The sequence below is a fragment of the Bradyrhizobium manausense genome, assembly GCF_018131105.1.
Taxonomy (GTDB): Bacteria; Pseudomonadota; Alphaproteobacteria; order Rhizobiales; family Xanthobacteraceae; genus Bradyrhizobium; species Bradyrhizobium manausense_B.
Map to the genome: position 1 here is coordinate 1754617 of NZ_JAFCJI010000001.1, position 17918 is coordinate 1772534.

A 17918-nucleotide genomic window follows, 5' to 3' on the forward strand; every position below is an offset into this window, starting at 1 on the left:
AACTTGACCTGTAAACAAGAGCATCGTGGGCGCACGCAGCGCCCGGCTGATCAGTTCAGGTCAGGGATTTTGGGGGCGGGGAATCGGTATCGGGTGCGATGCCCACGAGCGCGGGCGCGCGCTGCACGACCGGCGCGGCAACAATGTCGGCGGTTACTTCGGATTGCAGCGTCTGCGCAACAGCGATGGAGAAGCAGCCATGGCAGTGATGGCCGCCCAGCGCCGTGTGATCGCCATGGCCGCCGTTGCCGAAGAGCGATGCGATCTCCGAGCCACCTGAGGGGCTGGTGACATCGATATCGTGCGCGCCGTGCAGCACGCCCGAGAGCAGGTACATGGTGGCCACCAGCACAGCCACGAGCCCGCGCCAATTGCGCAGGGACCAAAAGCTCTGGGAGTGGCGGATCGCGGTCACGGGGTTACCGGGTTTCTGATCTGCCTCCGGTAGCACGCCGCTTGGAAGAGTGTCGACCCGCAACATTGTTACGTGTGGGGAACTCGATGTCGCACGGCACAAACGAAAAGGCCCCAGCCCGGGGCTGACCGGCTGAGGCCTTTTGTGCTCACAATCTTCATCCGTTGGGACTTGCAGAGACAATTCCGGTCTCGCCGGTTCGTTCCCGTGGCCTGTCAAAATTAGGAACGTTCCTCGCGCCTCCTCATTAGCGCCCCGGAGCTTTTGAGGAGGACGGGACTATGGACGGACTGATCTATCTGATCGGCCTGATCGTCGTGATCATGGCGATCTTGTCATTTTTCGGCCTGCGCTAAGAGGCCGCTATGGCGATCGAAACTGTCATGCAGGACAACGTGATGGAAGGCGGCTTCATTGCCGTCGAGGAGCGGCGGAGCATCCAGTGGAGTTCCGTCATTGCCGGCGCTTTGGCGTCGGGCGCAATGTCGTTCATTCTGATCGGCTTTGGCGTGGCCATCGGCCTCGGTGTCAGCTCGGCTTCGCCGACCTGGCGCGATGCGTCGGCGGCGCTGGCGCTGCTGTCGGGGCTGTATCTGATCATCCAGGCGATCGTCAGCTTCGGGTTCGGCGGCTACATCGCCGGCCGGACCGCGCGACCGGCGCCTGCGTTGGCCACGATCGAGGATGATGGCGAGCGGCGAGACGGGCTGCACGGGCTGACGTCATGGGCGTTGGCGGTGCTGATCGGTGCCGCGCTGCTGGCGATGATCGGTGCGGCGGCGATCGAACGTTCGCCGGTGCGCAGCGCGAGCGGCAACGCGACCTCCGCCGAGCCGCTGTTGAGCTATGAGCTCGACAAGCTGTTTCGTGCGCCGCGGCGGCCGCCCAACACCGACATGCGGGAAGCCCGGGCCGAAGCCGGGCGCATCCTGATGACGTCGTCGAGCCATAGCGGCGTCAGCGTCGATGATCGCGCCTATCTCGTGCAGCAGGTCGCCGCCCTGACGGGACTGGCGGCCGGCGATTCCGAGCGGCGGGTGGATGCATCGATCGCCGACGCACATACGGCGCTTAGCCGTGCGCGGCGGAATTCAGTGATCGTCGCCTTCTCGATTGCTGCGGCGGCCCTGATCGGTGCCGCCGTGGCCTGGGCTGCGGCCGTTGCCGGCGGGCGCCACCGTGACGGCGAGCCGCTGCCGAACTGGATGGCAAGCTCCAACCGCTTCCATCGCGGCCGGCGCGCCGTGCCGGTGCCGTAGACGGCTTCAATCGCCGGTAGCGTGTTCGAAGCTGGTGCATTGCGGCGCGGTTTCGTGAGGGGCTAGCTGGGCCCGCCAAAACCGACACCAGAACTCGATGTCGGCGCGCGCTGGCCCGGGCGCGCGTCTGCGCTCTTGCGGAGAAAAATTAGTCGCTGCAATGATTGGCGCAGGTTTCGGCCCTGTGCGTCCATGCCGTTCAGGATCGCATTCAAAGCATTTCTCGGCTTCAGGCGATCTTCCACCACAAGCGTCGCGATCGTGTTCGCCATGCCCCTGATCGGATCATGCCGGGCAAGCAGTTTCTCGCCCCGCGGCGGCGGGGGGCCGCTTTCGTTGACCCATATCAAAGATGGACAGGCTGACGCTTGTGGAATCGGAGGGCGATAAACGCTCGCAGAATGGGTCCCGGCGCCCGTCCTGCGACGTAGGAACGCGGCAGCGTCCGATCCTGTGGTTGCGTGCCGACGATTTGGTGTTCGAGGTCGACCCGCCACTGCCATGCAGCGCACGCACCGCATCAGCTCCATCCCCAGTGCGACCGGCGGCATCGCACGGTTGGCATGTGAGCGCGTTCGCGGTGCCGGGAAGGATCTGGCGCAATTGGTGTCGCGGGCAGGGTTGACGCTCGAGCTGATTGACGAACCCGCCCGCCGGCTCGATGTGACGGCCCAGATCACGCTACTGGATCTCGCGGCCAAGGAGATGCGCGACGAGCATCTCGGCTTCCATCTGGCGCAGGACTTCGATCTCCGCGAGATCGGCCTCTTGTACTACGTCATGGCGTCGTCGGAGACCCTCGCGGAGGCGCTTGGCAATGCCGCGCGCTACAGCATGCTGAACAACGAAGGCGTGCAGCTCTCCATCGATCTCGATCGCGCCACCGCGATCTCGCTCCACTATCTGGATGTCGAGCGTCAGTCGGACCGCCATCAGGTCGAGTTCTGGCTCGGCGCGCTGGTGCGCGTCTGCCGGCGGCTCACCAACGATCGATTGGTGCCGCAACAGATCAGGGTGAAGCACCAGCGCCCCGTACTACCTGCCGGAATCAAAAACTTCCTCGGCTGCGATGTCCAATTCGGGTCTTATGCGGACGAGATCATTTTTGCCCCAAGCGCCGCGTCGCTCCGATCCATCGATGCCGATGCCTACCTCAACCGGCTGCTGTTGAGTTATGCCAACGAAGCGCTGGGCAAGCGCGCGCAACCGAGACAGAGTCTTCGATCCCGCGTGGAAGAGGCGATCGCTCAGGCCTTGCCGCACGGCCAGGCTAACGCCGACGTGATTGCCGGGCGTCTCGGCATGAGCCGACGCACGCTTGCACGAGCGCTTGCGGAGGACGGTGTGACGTTCTCGGAGCTGCTCGACGAGCTGCGGTCAGCGCTCGCCAAGCGCTATCTGAGCGAACGGGAGCTGCCGATCTCGCAGATCGCCTGGCTGCTCGGCTATCGCGAGGCGAGCTCCTTCACGAACGCCTTCGGCCGCTGGACCGGCTCGACGCCGCGACAATTTCGTGGCGCGGGCGCGGCTTAAGCCTTCTCCTCCCAGATCATCGCCAGATGCACGATGGTCTGGACCGCCTTCTCCATGTCCTGTCGGCTCACCCATTCCAGCCGCGAATGGAACGCGTGCTCGCCGGCAAAGATGTTGGGGCAGGGCAGTCCCATGAAGGACAGGCGCGAGCCGTCGGTGCCGCCGCGGATGGCGGTGCGCATCGGACGCAAGCCCGCGCGGCGGATCGCCTCGATGGCGTATTCGAGGATGTGCGGGTGACGGTCGATCACCTGCTTCATGTTGCGGTACTGCTCCCGCACCTCGAACTTGTAGGTCGAGCGGGGATAGTCCTTCATGACGTTTTTGACGATGTTCTCGAGCAGGGCTTCCTTCTCCTTCAGCCCTTCCTCGGTGAAGTCGCGGACGATGAAGGAGAGGGTCGCCTGTTCCAGCGCGCCTTCGATGCCAACCGGGTGCAGAAAACCCTGCTTGCCCGAGGTTGTCTCGGGCGAGCATCCCTCCTTGGGAAGACGTTCGACAATGGCGGCCGCAATCTTGATCGCGTGCTCCATCTTGCCCTTGGCATAGCCGGGATGGGCGCTGACGCCGGTGATGGTGATGGTGGCGCCGTCGGCCGAGAAGGTCTCGTCCTCAACGCTGCCCGCGCTCTCGCCGTCCATGGTGTAGCCGAAATCGGCGCCGAGTTTCTTGATGTCGACATTGTCGACGCCGCGGCCGATTTCCTCGTCCGGCGTGAACAGGATCTTGATGGTGCCGTGCTTCACATCGGGGTTGTTGATGAAGAAATGCGCGGCGTCCATAATCTCGGCGACGCCGGCCTTGTTGTCGGCACCCAACAGCGTGGTGCCGTCGGTGGTGACGATGTCGTTGCCGATCTGGTTCTTCAGCGCGGGGTGCTCGGCGAAGCGGATCACCTGGGTGGGGTCGGCGGGAAGGGTGATGTCGCCGCCGCGATAGTTCTTTACGACCTGTGGCTTAACGTTCTTGCCGGTGACATCGGGCGAGGTGTCCATGTGGGAGCAGAAGCAGATCACCGGCACCTTCTTCGTCGTATTGGCCGGGATCGTTCCGTAGACGTAGCCGTAGTCGTCGAGATGAGCGTCAGCGATTCCGATGGCCTTCAGCTCGGTGACGAGCACGCGGCCAAGATCCTTCTGCTTCTCGGTCGAGGGCGAGGCTGGGGAATTCGGATCGGATTGGGTGTCGATGGTGACGTAGCGCAGGAAGCGCTCGGTCACGGTATGCGCGAAGGTCAGGGACATTTCTGGTCAAACCGCCGGTCTTTGGGGAAGCGGACAGTATATCAGAAAAGCGGGCGGCGTTGCGGCCGGGACGGCGCGGATCAGCCTTAACGAAAGGTAGCGTCAGATCGCCTCTTTCAGTTCCTTGACCGGACGGAACGCGACCTTCTTGCTGGCCTTGATGTGGATGGCCTCGCCGGTCGCAGGATTGCGGCCGGTGCGGGCGGCGCGCTTGCGGACCTGGAGAATGCCGAGCCCGACGATACGGACGCGGTCGCCCTTCTTGAGGTGCTTGGTGATCAGGTCGACCATATCGGTCAGAACGGCCTCGGCGTGCTTCTTGGATAGGTCCTGGCTTTCCGCGATGTCGGCCGCGAGGTGCTTGAGCGTGACCGTGGCTGGCGCAGCCGCCTTCTTCGCCGAATCCTTCTTAGCCATGTCTGGCCTCCTCGGGTGTCGCACGGAAGCTTGCCGGGTTCCCAAACTGCCAAGTTCCCGCAGGCGTAAACGATTCGGGACGGGACTGACTATGCTGGCCGTCACGGAGACAGGATTTTCGCGTGGTTTCTCAAGCAAATCCGCGTGTTCCCGCCATCCCGCGAGTGACGCAGCACGCTGCCGATCAGGCTGAGGATCTGATGCTAAGTTTTTGAAGGTGTTGCCAAAAATGGCGCGAGAGACGGGGCTCGAACCCGCGACCTCCGGCGTGACAGGCCGGCGCTCTAACCAACTGAGCTACTCCCGCGTGACGCGTATGTGTCCGCGCGGAACGAGGGGGGACTTAAAGGGGGGACATGGTGAAGTCAAGGACGTTGCGATCATGGAGAGCAAACACCTGCCAGAAGCCTGATGTGACCGTATCGCTACGGCCGGACGGCTGCCTCGAGGCTCCGAATCAATCAACGGTGTTACAAGCTCCACAGGCAATTTCCGGGGATATCAGGCTTGACCGTCGGCTCGCGCGCCTTCCAGAACGCAAGGCTCCAGAAGAAATTCAAGAAAGAGGCGGATGCCGCGCTGGCGGCGGCCCATCAGGCCTATGCCAACGGTCGGCTCGCAGATGTCGAGACGCTGTGCCGGCGGATCCTTGAGGTGCTCCCTGAACATTTCGACACGCTGCATCTGCTCGGGGTTTGCCTCAGCGCCAATCCGAAGCGGCTGGAGGAGGCCGAGCAGGTCCTGCGCGGCGCGATCGCAATCAGCCCGCGCGCGGCCAACGTCTATTGCGACCTCGGCACGGTGCTGTTCGACCTCAAGCGCTATCAGGACGCGCGGGCCTGCCAGGAGAAGGGGATCGCGCTCAATCCGAACTTCGCGATGGCGCTGACCAATCTCGGCAATACGCTGATGCATCTGATGCTGCCGCTGGAGGCGATCGAACTGCACGAGCGCGCCATCCGGTTGAAGCCAGACTATGCCGACGCCTATTGCAACCGCGGCATGGTCGAGCTGCGGATCTGGCAATCCGAGCAGGCTTTGCAAAGCTTCGAGCGCGCGCTGGCGTTCCAGCCGAACCATCACGAGGCGCTGGTTGGCCGCGGCATGGCCTTGCTGGAGTTGCGCCACTACGCTGCGGCGGAAGCGGTTCTGAACACCGCGCTGGCGCGGCAGCCTAACAACGCCAAGGTCCTGGCCCATCGGGGGCGGCTCCATCTCAGGCTGATGCGCCTCGAACAGGCCGAGCGCGACATCGAGGCAGCACTTGGGCTCGACCCTGATCTTGAGATGGCGCTACGCGAAAAGGCGCGCGTCAGTCTCCTGCTGAACAAGCCCACGCAGGCGATGGCGGCCTGCCACAAGCTGCTCGAGCAGAATCCCAAATCGGAGACCGCGATCAGCCTGATGGGGTCGTGTTTCGCCAGCTTCGGAGACATCGCGACCGCGCTCGAACAATTCGATCGGGCGCTGGAGCTCAAGCCCGACTTCGAGGACGCGATCCACCGGAAGATCTTCACGCTCGACTTCCTGCCGGAAGCGGATTTCGCGCTGTTGCAGGGCGCGCGCAAATATTGGTGGGACAACGTCGGAAGCAGGATTCCGCAACGAAAACCTCGCCCGCGAGACCTCGATCCCGACAGGCGTCTGGTGGTGGGTTACGTGTCCGCCGATTTCAGGCGTCACTCGGCCGCGTACATCTTCATGCCGGTGCTGCGCCATAGCGATCACACCAATTTTGAAACCGTCTGCTATTCGTCGTCTCCGCTTCAGGACGAGATGACCGACGAGTTCCGCGCGGTCGCGGATCGTTGGGTCGATGCGGCACCGCTGACCGACGAACAATTGACGGACCATATCGAGGCCGACGGGATTGACATCCTGGTCGATCTGTCCGGTCACTCCCTGGGCAATCGCCTCGGGATGTTTGCGCGCAAGCCCGCGCCGATCCAGGTCTCCGCCTGGGGCGCGCCGACCGGCACGGGCCTGAAGACCATCGACTACATCTTTGCAGACCCGGTCACGATTCCCTTGGCGGCGCGGCCCGAATTCGCCGAGAAGATCCACGACCTGCCGTGCATGCTGACCATGATCGAGCCCGCACCGGGCCTGTACCGGCCGGATTTGCCGATGCTGCGCAACGGCCATGTCACCTTCGGCACGTTCAACCGGATCGAAAAGATCTCGAACGAGGTGCTGGCAGTGTGGTCGAAGCTGTTGCGTGAGCTGCCGGGATCGAAGCTCGTCGTCAAACACGCATCGCTCGACGATACCGGTCTCCGCGACGGCCTGATCGCCCGGTTCGTCGAACATGGCGTCAGCCCCGATAGCGTGGTCTGCCTGGGGGCGAGTATCCGCGAGGAGCATCTCAAGGAATACGCACATATCGACATCTCGCTCGATACGTTCCCGCAGAACGGCGGCGCCGGTACCTGGGAATCCCTTCACATGGGCGTGCCCGTCATCGCCAAGCTCGGCCAGACGACCTCGTCGCGGGCGGCGGGCGGCATCGTCAAGGCTGTTGGCCTCGACGACTGGGTCGTGGAGGACGACGAAACCTACATCGCGGTCGGCAAGCGGTTTTCGGCGGACCCGGCCGGCCTGGCCACCTTGCGGCGGGAGCTGCCGGCCCGGATCACGGCCTCCGCGGCAGGCAATGGCGCCACCTACACTCGCCACGTCGAAGCGGCCTACCGCCGGTTCTGGCGGGAATATTGCGCGGCTCAGGCTCATTGATTCCAACAGCTTGGCCTGAGCTCTTGAGACGCTGGCCAAAAGCAAAAGGCCGCCCGGAGGCGGCCGTTTTGTCTCAAACCGGACCTTTTCCCGCAATCAACGGATCTCAGAAGTGCCCGAGCTGGTAATCGCGACCGGCTTGCCGGCCTTGATCACATGGGTCGACTGGGCGGTCTGGCTGAGATCGGCATTGGTGCGGGCCGCGATCCCGAAGGCGGCAACTGCGATGCCAGCCACCAGCGCCACCACCACGATCTTCAGGTGGGTACCCCGATCTGCAGAGTGAATTGAGTGGTTCATCCGAGCCTCCCGACGGGCTTTGGCGCCGTCTGTAGGCTGATGTCTTAAGGAGCATCTGTTTCCGGATCGTTTCGCGGGTTCCGTAAAATGGTTTCATCTGTGGCAATTTCGCCGACTTCCGATGAAGTCGGGCGGGTCTTACCTGCGGCGTAATCGCGGGCGCCCAACCCCTTCGTCATGATCGCTCCCATCGGCCGTGACCGATCCGGCAAGGGAGATGCATGATGAACCGTCGAAACGTCCTCGAAGCCACGCTGCTTGGAACCGCCCTGGCGGCGGCGCCGGGCAGCAACGCGTCGGCGGGCCAGCCGGCTGCGCGATCGCCCTATGTGACCGCGAAGGACGGCACCAAGCTGTTCGTGCAGGACTGGGGCAGCGGAAAGCCGGTGCTGCTGCTGGCGGCCTGGACCTTCGATGCCAGCAGCTGGGGCAGCCAGATTGCGGCCCTCGACGAAAAGGGCTTCCGCTGTATCGCGCCCGACCGGCGCGGGCATGGCCGGTCCGAGATGCCGTCGACAGGTTATGATCTGGAGACGCTGACCGATGACGTCGCCGCCGTGATCGAGGCGCGCGACCTGCGCGACGTCACGCTGGTCGGCTTCTCGATGGGAACGGTCGAGGCGGTCAACTACCTGGCCCGATACGGATCGGACCGGATCGCGAGGCTGGTGCTGGTCGCGCCGACGACGCCATTCCTGATCAAGACCGAGGACAACCCGGATGCGGTTCCGAAGGATATGATCGAAGCCGACAACGCGGCGGTCGCGCGCGACTTCGCCAAATGGATCGCAGCCAACGAGGCGCCGTTCTTTTTGCCGGAGACGCCGGAGATCACGCGGACCTGGATCCGCGAGATGATGCTGAGCGTGCCGTTGCCGGTGGCACTGGCGTGCCGCAAGACCATCGCGTTCTCGGATCTTCGCGCGGCCGCCGCGAAGGTCGATCGGCCGACGCTGATCCTCCATGGCGACAGGGATGCCAGCGCGCCGCTGCCATTGACCGGCGCCAAGACCGCAAAGCTGATCAAGGGCAGCAAGCTGGTCGTCTACGAGGGCGCGCCGCACCCGCTGCCGCTGACGCATGGCGAGCGGCTGATTGCGGACATGCTCGCCTTCATGAACGCCTAACCGGCTCGCTTGATGTCGGCGCGGATGGTCCGCGCTGCCCAGACGAACAGCAGGGCGCCGAGCGTGGTCGTGACCGCCGCCGAAAGCAGCGAGTAGCGTACGGCATCAGTGCCGTAGCTGCCCTTCAACGCGTCGTTGACCACGCCGACGGCGAGCGGGCCGACGCCCTGGCCGAAGCAGGTCGCGGTGAGCGCGATCAGCGCGGAGGCGAGGGCGCGCATGCTGGGCTTTGCCACCGTCTGCGCGATCGCAAAGATCGGCCCGAGATGGAAGCCGACCAGGAACGAGGTCAGCGCCAGCATCGCGACCATCATCTTGAAGTCCTGCGTCAGCATGCAGAGCGCGAAGACGGGGCCGGCAAGGCCCGAGGTGATCGCCGGCGCCCACAATTTCCAGCGGTCGTCGCGCAGGCTGACTTTCGCCACCACGAAGCCGCCGAGCAGGGTGCCGGCCATGCCGGCGAGCCCCTTGAAGGTGCCGGCATAGGTGCCGATTTCGGCGCTCGACAGATGATGCACGCGCGCGAGGAACGGCGGGATCCAGGCCGCGGTCGCATAATTCGTATAGGTGGTGAGGCAGAAGCCGATCAGCACGATGATGAAGCTTTGCTGCGAGGCGAGGAACCGCAACGTCGGCCCGAGCGGTTCGGGCACGAAACTTTCCTGCATCGCGCCGCGCTGCGGCTCCGATATCGTCAGCCACAGGATCAGCGCGAGCAGCATGCCCGGCACGCCCGCGACGTAGAAGGCCATGCGCCAGCCATAGTGCTGGTTGACATAACCGCCGACGAAATAGCCGAGGAAGACGCCGAGATAGGTGCCGATGGCGTAGATGCCGAGGGCGCGCGGGCGGTCATTCTTGGCAAAGAGATCGGCGACGATGGATTGCGAGGCGGGTGAGCCGGCGGACTCGCCGATGCCGACGCCGATCCTGGCAAACGCCAGCGCGGTGACACTCGAAGCCATGCCGCACAGCGCCGTCATCGCGCTCCAGAAGGCGAACGCAAGCGCCACGATGTTGCGACGGTTGAGCCGGTCGGCGACGCGCGCGATGGGAATTCCGAGCAGGGAATAGAACAGCGCGAAGCCGAAGCCCGCGAGCAGGCCCATCACGGTGTCGCTGAGATGAAACTCCTTCTTGATCGGCTCGATCAGGACGTTGAAGATCGTGCGGTCCAGAAAGTTCAGCGCGTAGATGATGGTGAGCAGGCCGAGCACGTAGTAGCGCCGCGGCGTCGGCGTTGCCGCAGCGGTCGTTTGCACCGACACTTGTGAGGTCACATCGACCATCGCTTCCCCCAATTTGTCTTTGTTATCGTTGTCGGCCCGTCCCTTGTTGAGCCGGTGATCAGCCCTCGCGGATGTAATTCCCCGCTTCGAATTCCACCGGCGGCGCGCTCGCATCGAGGGACACGCCGATCGGATCGCGACCTGCTTCCATCGCTTCCAGCTGCTCGCTCAGCATGCGCCGGATCATGAGGATGCCGCGATCGCTCTGGCCGAAATGTTCCTCCGAATGCACGGTGATCGGTCCCTGGCCGACCTGCGCTTCGTAATCGCCGGGGAATTGCTGGTGCTCCTGCTCAGTCATGTCCCACCAGAATTTGCCGTTGAACTTCGAGCGCATGCGGCCGATGTCGCCGGAGTTTTTCACGCGGCCGGCGACGTAGATGCGGAACGAGGTGTCGTCGATCGGCAGCGTCCAGCCGATCGACTCGACCCGCGCGAACTGCGCAACGCGCGGGTTCGGCACGACGCGCAAGGTCGGGAGGGCGGCTTCGGTGACGCGGTAAAACACACGGCCATCGTCCTGCTTGCGGATCGAGCGCACGGCGATGCCGCGCGGCGTCTTGTCGAACTTCACCTCCGGCATCGAGGCCATCATGTTGGTGAATTGCGGGCCCGAGAACGAGCCGTGCAGCACTGGCACGTGATAGGGATCGACGACGTTCTCGAAATGCTGGAGCCAGTTGCAGGGAATGACCGCAGGCCCGCCGCCGCCGATCGAGGAATCGTCGGCCTCGACGAACTCGCCGTCGTCCATGTTTTCGAGACACTCGTAGCGCGGCAGCACCGGGCGTTTTTCCGCCGGGCCCATATAGGCGAAGATCAGCCCGTAGCGTTCCTCGACCGGATACCAGGGCTGGCGCACCTTATCCTTGAACTGGCCGCCGTCGGGCTCGCAGGGCTGCTCGAGGCAATGCCCTTCCGTGTCGAACTTCCAGCCGTGATAGCAGCAGCGAATGCCGTCTTCCTCGACCTTGCCGTAATAGAGCGTGGTCCCGCGATGACAGCATCGTGCGTGGAGCAGGCCGACGCGACCATGCTTGTCGCGGAACAGGATCAAATCCTCGGCCAGGACGCGCACCTTCTTCGGCGTGTCGGTGGCGTCACCGGTGAGCCCGACGGGATGCCAGTAGCGGCGGAGCAATTCGCCCATCGGCGTGCCACGCACGACCGAGGTGAGCTCGGTGCGGGATTGTGCCGGCTTCATCGCATAGGCCGTGCCGAGATCGCGATCCCGTTGGGTGATCGTCATGCTTGTTCCTCCCGCCGCAGGCCTTCGGTCGTTTCTTGTGCCGAGACAGTGAAAGATAATTCGATGACAATGTCAACGATCTTCCAAGGTGCCTCTTAGCCGCATTCGGATCAGGCTGGGGAGGTTGCGCTACCAAGTGTCTAGGAAGACTTGGCACGTGTTGGCTTTCTTGGCAGAGGTGGACCATGAGCCAGACATCGAGCAGGGACGGGCGCCAATCGTCCGACGCGGACGACAATCTTTCGCCGGCGCCGATCACCGTGATGCTGTCGTCACGGTTGATGGTGCTGGCCAATTTGCTCAAGCGCGGTGCCATCCTGCGCTACAAGCGCCTCACCGGATTATCCTCGGTCGAGTTCGGTCTGGTCGCCTCGCTCGGCCGGCGACCGCCGATGAGCGTGGCGCGGCTTGCAGAGGCTGTTGGTCAGGACAAGGGACAGATCAGCCGCGCGTTGGCCAATCTGGTGTCGCGCAAGCTGATCGCGAAGTCGGCAAATCCCAAGGACAGCCGCGAAGTGCTGGTGTCGCTGACACAGGCCGGGCTTGCCGCGCATGACGCGATCGTCGAAGGCGCGCAGGAGCGAAACCGGATGCTGCTCGAGCAATTGAGCAAGGACGAGCTCGAAACGCTGCTCGCGCAGGTCGATCGTCTCACCGCGACTGCGGAAGCGATGCTCGAAGCCGAGAAAAGCGCACGCTGATCGTTCAGAAACTTCAGGACATATTTGAGCGCTTCTAAGAGACTTTCTAAGACTCGCTCTAAGAGCCTTTCAATTAGGGATATCGCGCGCGTTCCCCTAAGCGTCACCGCAACGCATGCCGTCCTGGGACAGGCGGCATGACGATCAAATGCACATTGGGGTGGCGTGTTGAACAGTCTTGGAATGCTGCGGTCGGCCGTATTGGCGACCGCGTCCGCTTGGGTCTTGATGCCGCAGGCATCGCTCGCACAATCGTCGGCGCAGAATGGTGCGCAGAGCCTGCCGCCGGTGAACGTGGCTGCACCGGAACAGCGCCGCCGTACGAGCGTCCGCGCGCCGCGCCGGACGCAGGCGCCGGTGCAGACGGCCAACAGCCGGAAACCGCAGCCTCAACGCAACGTCGGTGTCGTCGAGAATCCGCGCGGCCCGGTGCAGGGCTACGTCGCCCGCCGCAGTTCGTCCGGCACCAAGACCAACACGCCGATCATGGAGACGCCGCAGGCAGTGTCGGTGATCGGCGCCGATCAGATCCGCGACCAGAAGCCAAACAAGCTCGACGAAGTGCTGCGCTACACCGCCGGCGTGCGCGCCGGCACCTTCGGCGCCGACACCCGCAACGACTGGTGGCTGATCCGCGGCTTCAAGTCCGACGATATCGGCCTGTTCCTCGACGGCATGCAGCTGTTCTACACGTCCTATGCAAGCTGGAAGCTGCAGCCCTCCAACATGGAGCGGGTCGAGGTGCTTCGCGGTCCGTCGGCCGTGCTCTATGGCGGATCGAGCCCGAGCGGCATCGTCAACGTCATCAGCAAGATGCCGCCGACCGAGCCGATCCGCTACATCGAGACCGGCGTGAACAATTTCGGCAATGCCTATGTCGGCTTCGACGTCGGCGGTCCGGTTGCGACACAGTCCCAGGACGGCAAGCTGTTCTACCGCGTCGTCGGCCAGGTCCAGAACGGCGGTACGCAAGTCAACTTCACGCCCGACAACAATTACTTCATCGCGCCGTCCTTCACCTGGAAGCCGGATGCCGACACGACCTTCACGGTGCTGGCCTCGGCCTCCAAGCAGGACACCCGCGGCATCAACTTCCTGCCCTACCAGGGCACGGTGACCAACGCGCCGTTCGGCAAGATTCCGACCAGCTTCTTCGTCGGCGATCCCAACGTCGACAAGTTCACGCGCGAGCAGGAAATGCTCGGCTACCAGTTTGAGCGCAATCTCACCGACGACCTCACGTTCCGCCAGAACGCGCGGTTCGCGCATGTCGACCTGACCTATCGCGGCTTCATCGGCAATGGCTGGGACAATATCAACACGGCCACGATGGGCCGCTACAATTGGTATGCGAAGAACACCGCCAACCAGGCCGATCTCGACAATCAGCTGGAATACCGTTTCAACACCGGTCCGGTGAAGCACACGATGCTGTTCGGGGTCGATCTGAAAGGCTATCAGATCGACGACTACCAGGCGTTCAACTTCGGCACCGTTCCGTCGATCAACGTCTTCAATCCTTCCTATGGTCTCGACATTCCGCTCACGGGCGCGCCGTTCCGCAACTTCCTCATCACGCAGAAGCAGGCCGGGACCTACGTTCAGGACCAGATGAAGCTCGGCAATTTCACGCTGGTGCTGAGCGGCCGCAACGACTGGGTCGAGACCACACAGGCCGCGCGTGACACCGGCGCAAATATCGCCCAACGTGACGACAGCAAATTCAGCGGGCGCGCCGGGCTGATCTACAATTTCGACAACGGAATTGCGCCCTACGTTTCCTATTCGACCAGCTACAATCCGATCATCGGCCTCAACGCACAGAATCAGCTGTTCTTGCCGGAAACCGCCAAGCAGGCCGAGATCGGCGTGAAGGTCGCCCCGAAGGGCTTCGATGGATACTTTACCGCGTCGGTGTTCGACCTGAAGCGGCAGAACGTGGCGACCACCGATCCCACCAATGTCTTGTTGCAGAACCAGACCGGCGAGGTGACCTCGCGCGGCATCGAGCTCGAAGCGGTGGCCAACGTCACGAAGGAGCTGAAGCTGATCGGCGCCTTCACGTCCTACCATCTCTTCACCAGCAAGGACCTCGATCCGACCCTGGTCGGCAAGACACCGACCAATACGCCGGAGATGCTGATCTCGGGTTGGGCGGACTACACCTTCAAGGAAGGTCCGCTGACGGGCTTGGGGTTCGGCGGCGGTGTGCGTTATGTCGGCGCGTCCTGGGCCGACACCGCCAACACGCTGGAAGTTCCCTCGGTGGTTCTCGGCGATCTCGCAGTTCACTATGAATGGCAGAACTGGCGCACGGCGCTCAACGTGATCAATCTGACCGACAAGATCTATGTTGCGAGCTGCGCCGCCACCTCGGCCTGCTTCTACGGTGATCGGCGCCGCGTCACTGCGAGCGTCTCCTACAAATGGTGATGCAAATGGTCAGGCTCGGCGAGGGGAGGATCTTGTGAAGGCGCGCGCGGTCAGGCTCTGGTCCGTGGTCCACACCTGGACCAGCCTCGTCTCGACCCTGTTCCTGCTGCTGCTCTGCCTGACCGGCCTGCCGCTGATTTTCCATCACGAGATCGATGAGCTCCTGGGCTACGCCCCCCAGCCCGAAGCTCACGCGAGCGCGGCGCGCGCGACGCCCCAAGTCGTCGCCGACGCCGCGCTCGCCGCCGATCCCGGCAGGGTTCTGCAATATGTGTCCTGGGACAAGGACGAGCCCGGGATCGTGATGGCCTTCACCAACAGTGCGCCTGACGGAGCGCCTGACAACGCCACCGTGCGTGCCTTCGACGCCGTCTCGGCGAAGCTGCTCGGGCCGGTCGGCGTCGGGCCGATGCTGATCGTGCTCAAGCTGCACACCGACATGTTCGCGGGCCAGGCCGGAAAGCTGTTCCTTGGCGCGATGGGACTGCTGTTTGCGGTCGCGATCGTCTCCGGCGTGGTGCTGTATTGGCCGTTCACCCGCCGACTGCGCTTTGCCACCATTCGTGACAGCGCCTCGCGCCGCGTCCGTTGGCTCGACTGGCACAATCTGATCGGCGCGGTGACTTTGGCCTGGGCGCTGGTGGTGGGCTTGACCGGCGTCGTCAACACCTGGGCCGAACTGATGCTCAACCAGTGGAAGGCGACGGAACTCGCCAGCATGGTCGCGCCCTATGCCGGCAAGCCGCCGCCGGTGCATCTCGCCTCGCTCGACGATGTCGTCGCGCGCGCGAAGCTGGCGGCGCCCGGCATGGAGGTCGCCTTCATCGCCTTTCCGGGCACGCCGTTCACGTCCTCGCACCATTTTGCAGCCTTTATGCGCGGCGACACGGCTTTGACCGCGCGGCTGCTCAAGCCGGTGCTGCTCGACGGCGAAACCGGGGAGGTCGCCGACAGCAGGGCGTTGCCGCTCTATCTCCAGGCGCTGTTGATCTCGCAGCCGCTGCACTTCGGCGACTATGGCGGCCTGCCGCTCAAGCTGATCTGGGCCGCGCTTGGCGGCCTTACCATCATTGTGATCGGCAGCGGCCTCTATCTCTGGCTGGCCCGGCGGCGCAAGCGCGCTCCCGCCAAGGCCGACACATTCGCCAGACGAGCCCCGGTCCCATCGTGATGCATGGCTCCTCTGACCGCGCACGCCTGTGGATACGTGTCTTTGCTGCACCGGTCCTGCTCGCCGCCGCGACCATCACGGGTCTGTTAGCTGCGCTGCTATGGGGGGCAGCCGGCCAGTATGTCGCCTGGGTGACCGTTGGAGCGCCGGTCGCCGTCGTCGGCTGGGTTTGGGTGCGCCGCCGCAGCCAAAAAGCCCGGCAATTTTCGCCGACGAACTGCGCCAAATAGGGCCCGCGGCCGGTGTGCCGCAACCCCCGAACTGTTGCCCTGCAAGACTATGGCCGCCCTTGTCGCCTCAGGCGATCTGCTCCATACCAGCCGCGGGGTGATTCCGGGATTTCCACCGGTGTGGGAGCAGCAAAGGGCCTGAAAAGAGCGTGTCTTGCGCCCATTGGTGCACTGCGCTAAGGCTCAGAACAATTCCAAACTGGACGAATCCGTGGCTGTCCCGAGGCTGCGGGAAAAAGGGCTCGTCAATGAGCGGCATTCTACAGAACTATCTTCCACTCGTCGTCTTTATAGGGGTCGCCGGCCTCATCGGCCTGGTGCTGCTGATCGCCCCCTTCATCGTCGCGTTCCAGCAGCCGGACCCGGAAAAACTCTCGGCGTATGAGTGCGGTTTCAACGCCTTCGACGATGCCCGCATGAAGTTCGACGTCCGCTTCTATCTGGTCGCCATCCTCTTCATCATCTTCGATCTCGAAGTGGCGTTCCTGTTTCCGTGGGCGGTGGCGTTCGGCAAGCTCGGCGCGACCGGCTTCTGGTCCATGCTGGTGTTCCTCGCCGTGCTCACGGTGGGCTTCGCCTATGAATGGAAGAAAGGCGCACTCGAATGGGATTGAATCCAGCACCATCTGCCGGTCCGCTTGTAGCGACCGCGCCCAAGGGCATCCTGGATCCGTCGACCGGCCGTCCGGTCGGGGCCAATGACCCGTTCTTCCTCGAGGTCAATCACGAACTGTCCGACAAGGGCTTCTTCGTGGCTGCGACCGACGACCTCATCACCTGGGCCCGTACCGGCTCGTTGATGTGGATGACTTTCGGTCTCGCCTGCTGCGCGGTCGAGATGATGCAGGTGTCGATGCCGCGCTACGACGTCGAGCGCTTCGGGTTCGCGCCGCGTGCTTCGCCGCGTCAGTCCGACGTGATGATCGTCGCAGGGACCTTGACCAACAAGATGGCGCCGGCGCTGCGCAAGGTCTACGACCAGATGCCCGAGCCGCGTTACGTCATCTCGATGGGCTCGTGCGCCAATGGCGGCGGCTATTATCACTATTCCTACTCGGTCGTGCGCGGCTGCGACCGCATCGTGCCGATCGACATCTACGTGCCGGGCTGCCCGCCCACGGCGGAAGCGCTGCTGTACGGCGTGCTGCTGCTGCAGAAGAAGATCCGCCGCACCGGCACCATCGAACGCTAAGGTTTTACGTCATGGACGACGCCAAGCTCGACGCCCTGGGGCAGACGATCGTGAGCGCGCTTCCGGGCGCCGCCATCGGTTATCAGGTGGCCTTCAACCAGCTCACGGTTGATGTCGAGGCCAGCAAGATCGTCGAGGTGGTCAAGCACCTCCGCGACGATCCCAACTGCCGCTTCGTCAACTTTACCGACATCACGGCCGCGGACTATCCCTCGCGCGAAAAGCGTTTCGACGTGATCTATCACTTCCTGTCACCGACCCTGAACACGCGCATCCGTCTCAAGGCCCAGGCCGACGAGACCACGCAGGTTCCGTCGCTGATCGAGGTGTTCCCGGGCGCCGACTGGTTCGAGCGCGAGGCCTACGACCTCTACGGCGTGTTCTTCGTCGGCCACCCCGACATGCGCCGCATCCTCACCGATTACGGTTTCGAGGGGCATCCGCTGCGCAAGGATTTCCCGACCACCGGCTTCCTTGAAGTCCGCTACGACGACCAGGAGAAGCGCGTGGTGTACGAGCCGGTCCGGCTCAACCAGGAATTCCGCAAGTTCGATTTCCTCTCGCCGTGGGAAGGGGCGGACTATCCGCTTCCCGGTGACGAGAAGGCGGGACCGAAGGCCTGATC

The 17918-nt window shown here is 63.7% G+C and carries 17 protein-coding genes and 1 tRNA gene; 10 read left to right on the forward strand and 8 right to left on the reverse strand.

The features are described 5' to 3' along the window. Nucleotides 1-55 precede the first annotated feature (55 nt). Complete coding sequence (locus JQ631_RS08215) at nucleotides 56-415, reverse strand: hypothetical protein (protein ID WP_433995503.1); 360 nt, start codon at nucleotides 413-415, stop codon at nucleotides 56-58. 365 nt (nucleotides 416-780) lie between these two features. Between JQ631_RS08215 and JQ631_RS08220 the strand changes: the two genes are divergently transcribed. Next, nucleotides 781-1674, forward strand: coding sequence for a hypothetical protein (locus JQ631_RS08220; RefSeq protein WP_212325349.1), 894 nt, complete (start codon nucleotides 781-783; stop codon nucleotides 1672-1674). Between the two features lie 62 nt (nucleotides 1675-1736). On the opposite strand, the gene JQ631_RS08225 is transcribed toward JQ631_RS08220, so the two are convergent. Next, nucleotides 1737-1946, reverse strand: a complete 210-nt coding sequence (locus tag JQ631_RS08225; RefSeq protein WP_212325351.1) for a hypothetical protein — start codon at nucleotides 1944-1946, stop codon at nucleotides 1737-1739. A 181-nt stretch (nucleotides 1947-2127) separates the two neighbouring features. Here JQ631_RS08225 and JQ631_RS08230 point away from each other — a divergent pair, with 181 nt between their 5' ends. Continuing rightward, nucleotides 2128-3207: an AraC family transcriptional regulator gene (locus JQ631_RS08230; protein WP_349644963.1), complete on the forward strand. Its 1080-nt coding sequence runs from the start codon at nucleotides 2128-2130 to the stop codon at nucleotides 3205-3207. On the opposite strand, the gene pepT is transcribed toward JQ631_RS08230, so the two are convergent. From pepT to JQ631_RS08245, 3 genes are all read right to left on the reverse strand, one after another. Further along, nucleotides 3204-4451, reverse strand: a complete 1248-nt coding sequence (pepT, locus tag JQ631_RS08235) for a peptidase T (RefSeq protein ID WP_212325352.1) — start codon at nucleotides 4449-4451, stop codon at nucleotides 3204-3206. The genes JQ631_RS08230 and pepT overlap by 4 nt on opposite strands. Nucleotides 4452-4553: 102 nt before the next feature. Continuing rightward, nucleotides 4554-4868: an HU family DNA-binding protein gene (locus tag JQ631_RS08240; protein WP_212325354.1), complete on the reverse strand. Its 315-nt coding sequence runs from the start codon at nucleotides 4866-4868 to the stop codon at nucleotides 4554-4556. Nucleotides 4869-5098: 230 nt separating this feature from the next. After that, nucleotides 5099-5175 (reverse strand) — tRNA-Asp (locus JQ631_RS08245). Between the two features lie 200 nt (nucleotides 5176-5375). On the opposite strand from JQ631_RS08245, the gene JQ631_RS08250 reads away from it, so the two are divergent. Continuing rightward, a complete protein-coding gene (locus tag JQ631_RS08250) occupies nucleotides 5376-7601 on the forward strand; it encodes an O-linked N-acetylglucosamine transferase, SPINDLY family protein (protein WP_212325356.1) in 2226 nt (741 codons plus the stop codon). Nucleotides 7602-7697: 96 nt separating this feature from the next. Here the strand turns inward: JQ631_RS08250 and JQ631_RS08255 are convergent, their stop codons facing one another. Continuing rightward, nucleotides 7698-7901: a hypothetical protein gene (locus JQ631_RS08255; protein WP_212325358.1), complete on the reverse strand. Its 204-nt coding sequence runs from the start codon at nucleotides 7899-7901 to the stop codon at nucleotides 7698-7700. A gap of 221 nt (nucleotides 7902-8122) precedes the next feature. Here JQ631_RS08255 and JQ631_RS08260 point away from each other — a divergent pair, with 221 nt between their 5' ends. Further along, complete coding sequence (locus JQ631_RS08260) at nucleotides 8123-9028, forward strand: alpha/beta fold hydrolase (protein ID WP_249160207.1); 906 nt, start codon at nucleotides 8123-8125, stop codon at nucleotides 9026-9028. Here the strand turns inward: JQ631_RS08260 and JQ631_RS08265 are convergent. After that, entirely contained in the window at nucleotides 9025-10317 is a 1293-nt protein-coding gene (locus JQ631_RS08265; RefSeq protein WP_212325360.1) for a spinster family MFS transporter, read from the reverse strand. The genes JQ631_RS08260 and JQ631_RS08265 overlap by 4 nt on opposite strands. A 58-nt stretch (nucleotides 10318-10375) precedes the next feature. After that, on the reverse strand, nucleotides 10376-11566 hold the full coding sequence (locus tag JQ631_RS08270; RefSeq protein WP_212325362.1) for an aromatic ring-hydroxylating dioxygenase subunit alpha: 1191 nt from the start codon (nucleotides 11564-11566) through the stop codon (nucleotides 10376-10378). A gap of 185 nt (nucleotides 11567-11751) precedes the next feature. On the opposite strand from JQ631_RS08270, the gene JQ631_RS08275 reads away from it, so the two are divergent. The 6 genes from JQ631_RS08275 to JQ631_RS08300 all read left to right on the forward strand — a co-directional run bounded on the left by JQ631_RS08275 (nucleotide 11752) and on the right by JQ631_RS08300 (nucleotide 17916). Continuing rightward, nucleotides 11752-12267, forward strand: a complete 516-nt coding sequence (locus JQ631_RS08275) for a MarR family winged helix-turn-helix transcriptional regulator (RefSeq protein WP_212325364.1) — start codon at nucleotides 11752-11754, stop codon at nucleotides 12265-12267. A 183-nt stretch (nucleotides 12268-12450) separates the two neighbouring features. Further along, nucleotides 12451-14700 (forward strand): TonB-dependent siderophore receptor, encoded by a 2250-nt coding sequence (locus tag JQ631_RS08280; RefSeq protein WP_212325366.1) that lies wholly within the window; start codon nucleotides 12451-12453, stop codon nucleotides 14698-14700. Between the two features lie 34 nt (nucleotides 14701-14734). Then, on the forward strand, nucleotides 14735-15871 hold the full coding sequence (locus JQ631_RS08285) for a PepSY-associated TM helix domain-containing protein (RefSeq protein ID WP_349644964.1): 1137 nt from the start codon (nucleotides 14735-14737) through the stop codon (nucleotides 15869-15871). A 478-nt stretch (nucleotides 15872-16349) separates the two neighbouring features. Beyond that, nucleotides 16350-16715, forward strand: coding sequence for an NADH-quinone oxidoreductase subunit A (locus tag JQ631_RS08290; RefSeq protein WP_027550614.1), 366 nt, complete (start codon nucleotides 16350-16352; stop codon nucleotides 16713-16715). Beyond that, nucleotides 16712-17293, forward strand: coding sequence for a NuoB/complex I 20 kDa subunit family protein (locus JQ631_RS08295; RefSeq protein ID WP_433995517.1), 582 nt, complete (start codon nucleotides 16712-16714; stop codon nucleotides 17291-17293). The genes JQ631_RS08290 and JQ631_RS08295 overlap by 4 nt, the downstream gene beginning before the upstream one ends. Nucleotides 17294-17304: 11 nt before the next feature. Beyond that, entirely contained in the window at nucleotides 17305-17916 is a 612-nt protein-coding gene (locus JQ631_RS08300) for an NADH-quinone oxidoreductase subunit C (protein ID WP_212325372.1), read from the forward strand. The last annotated feature ends 2 nt before the right edge of the window (nucleotides 17917-17918 follow it).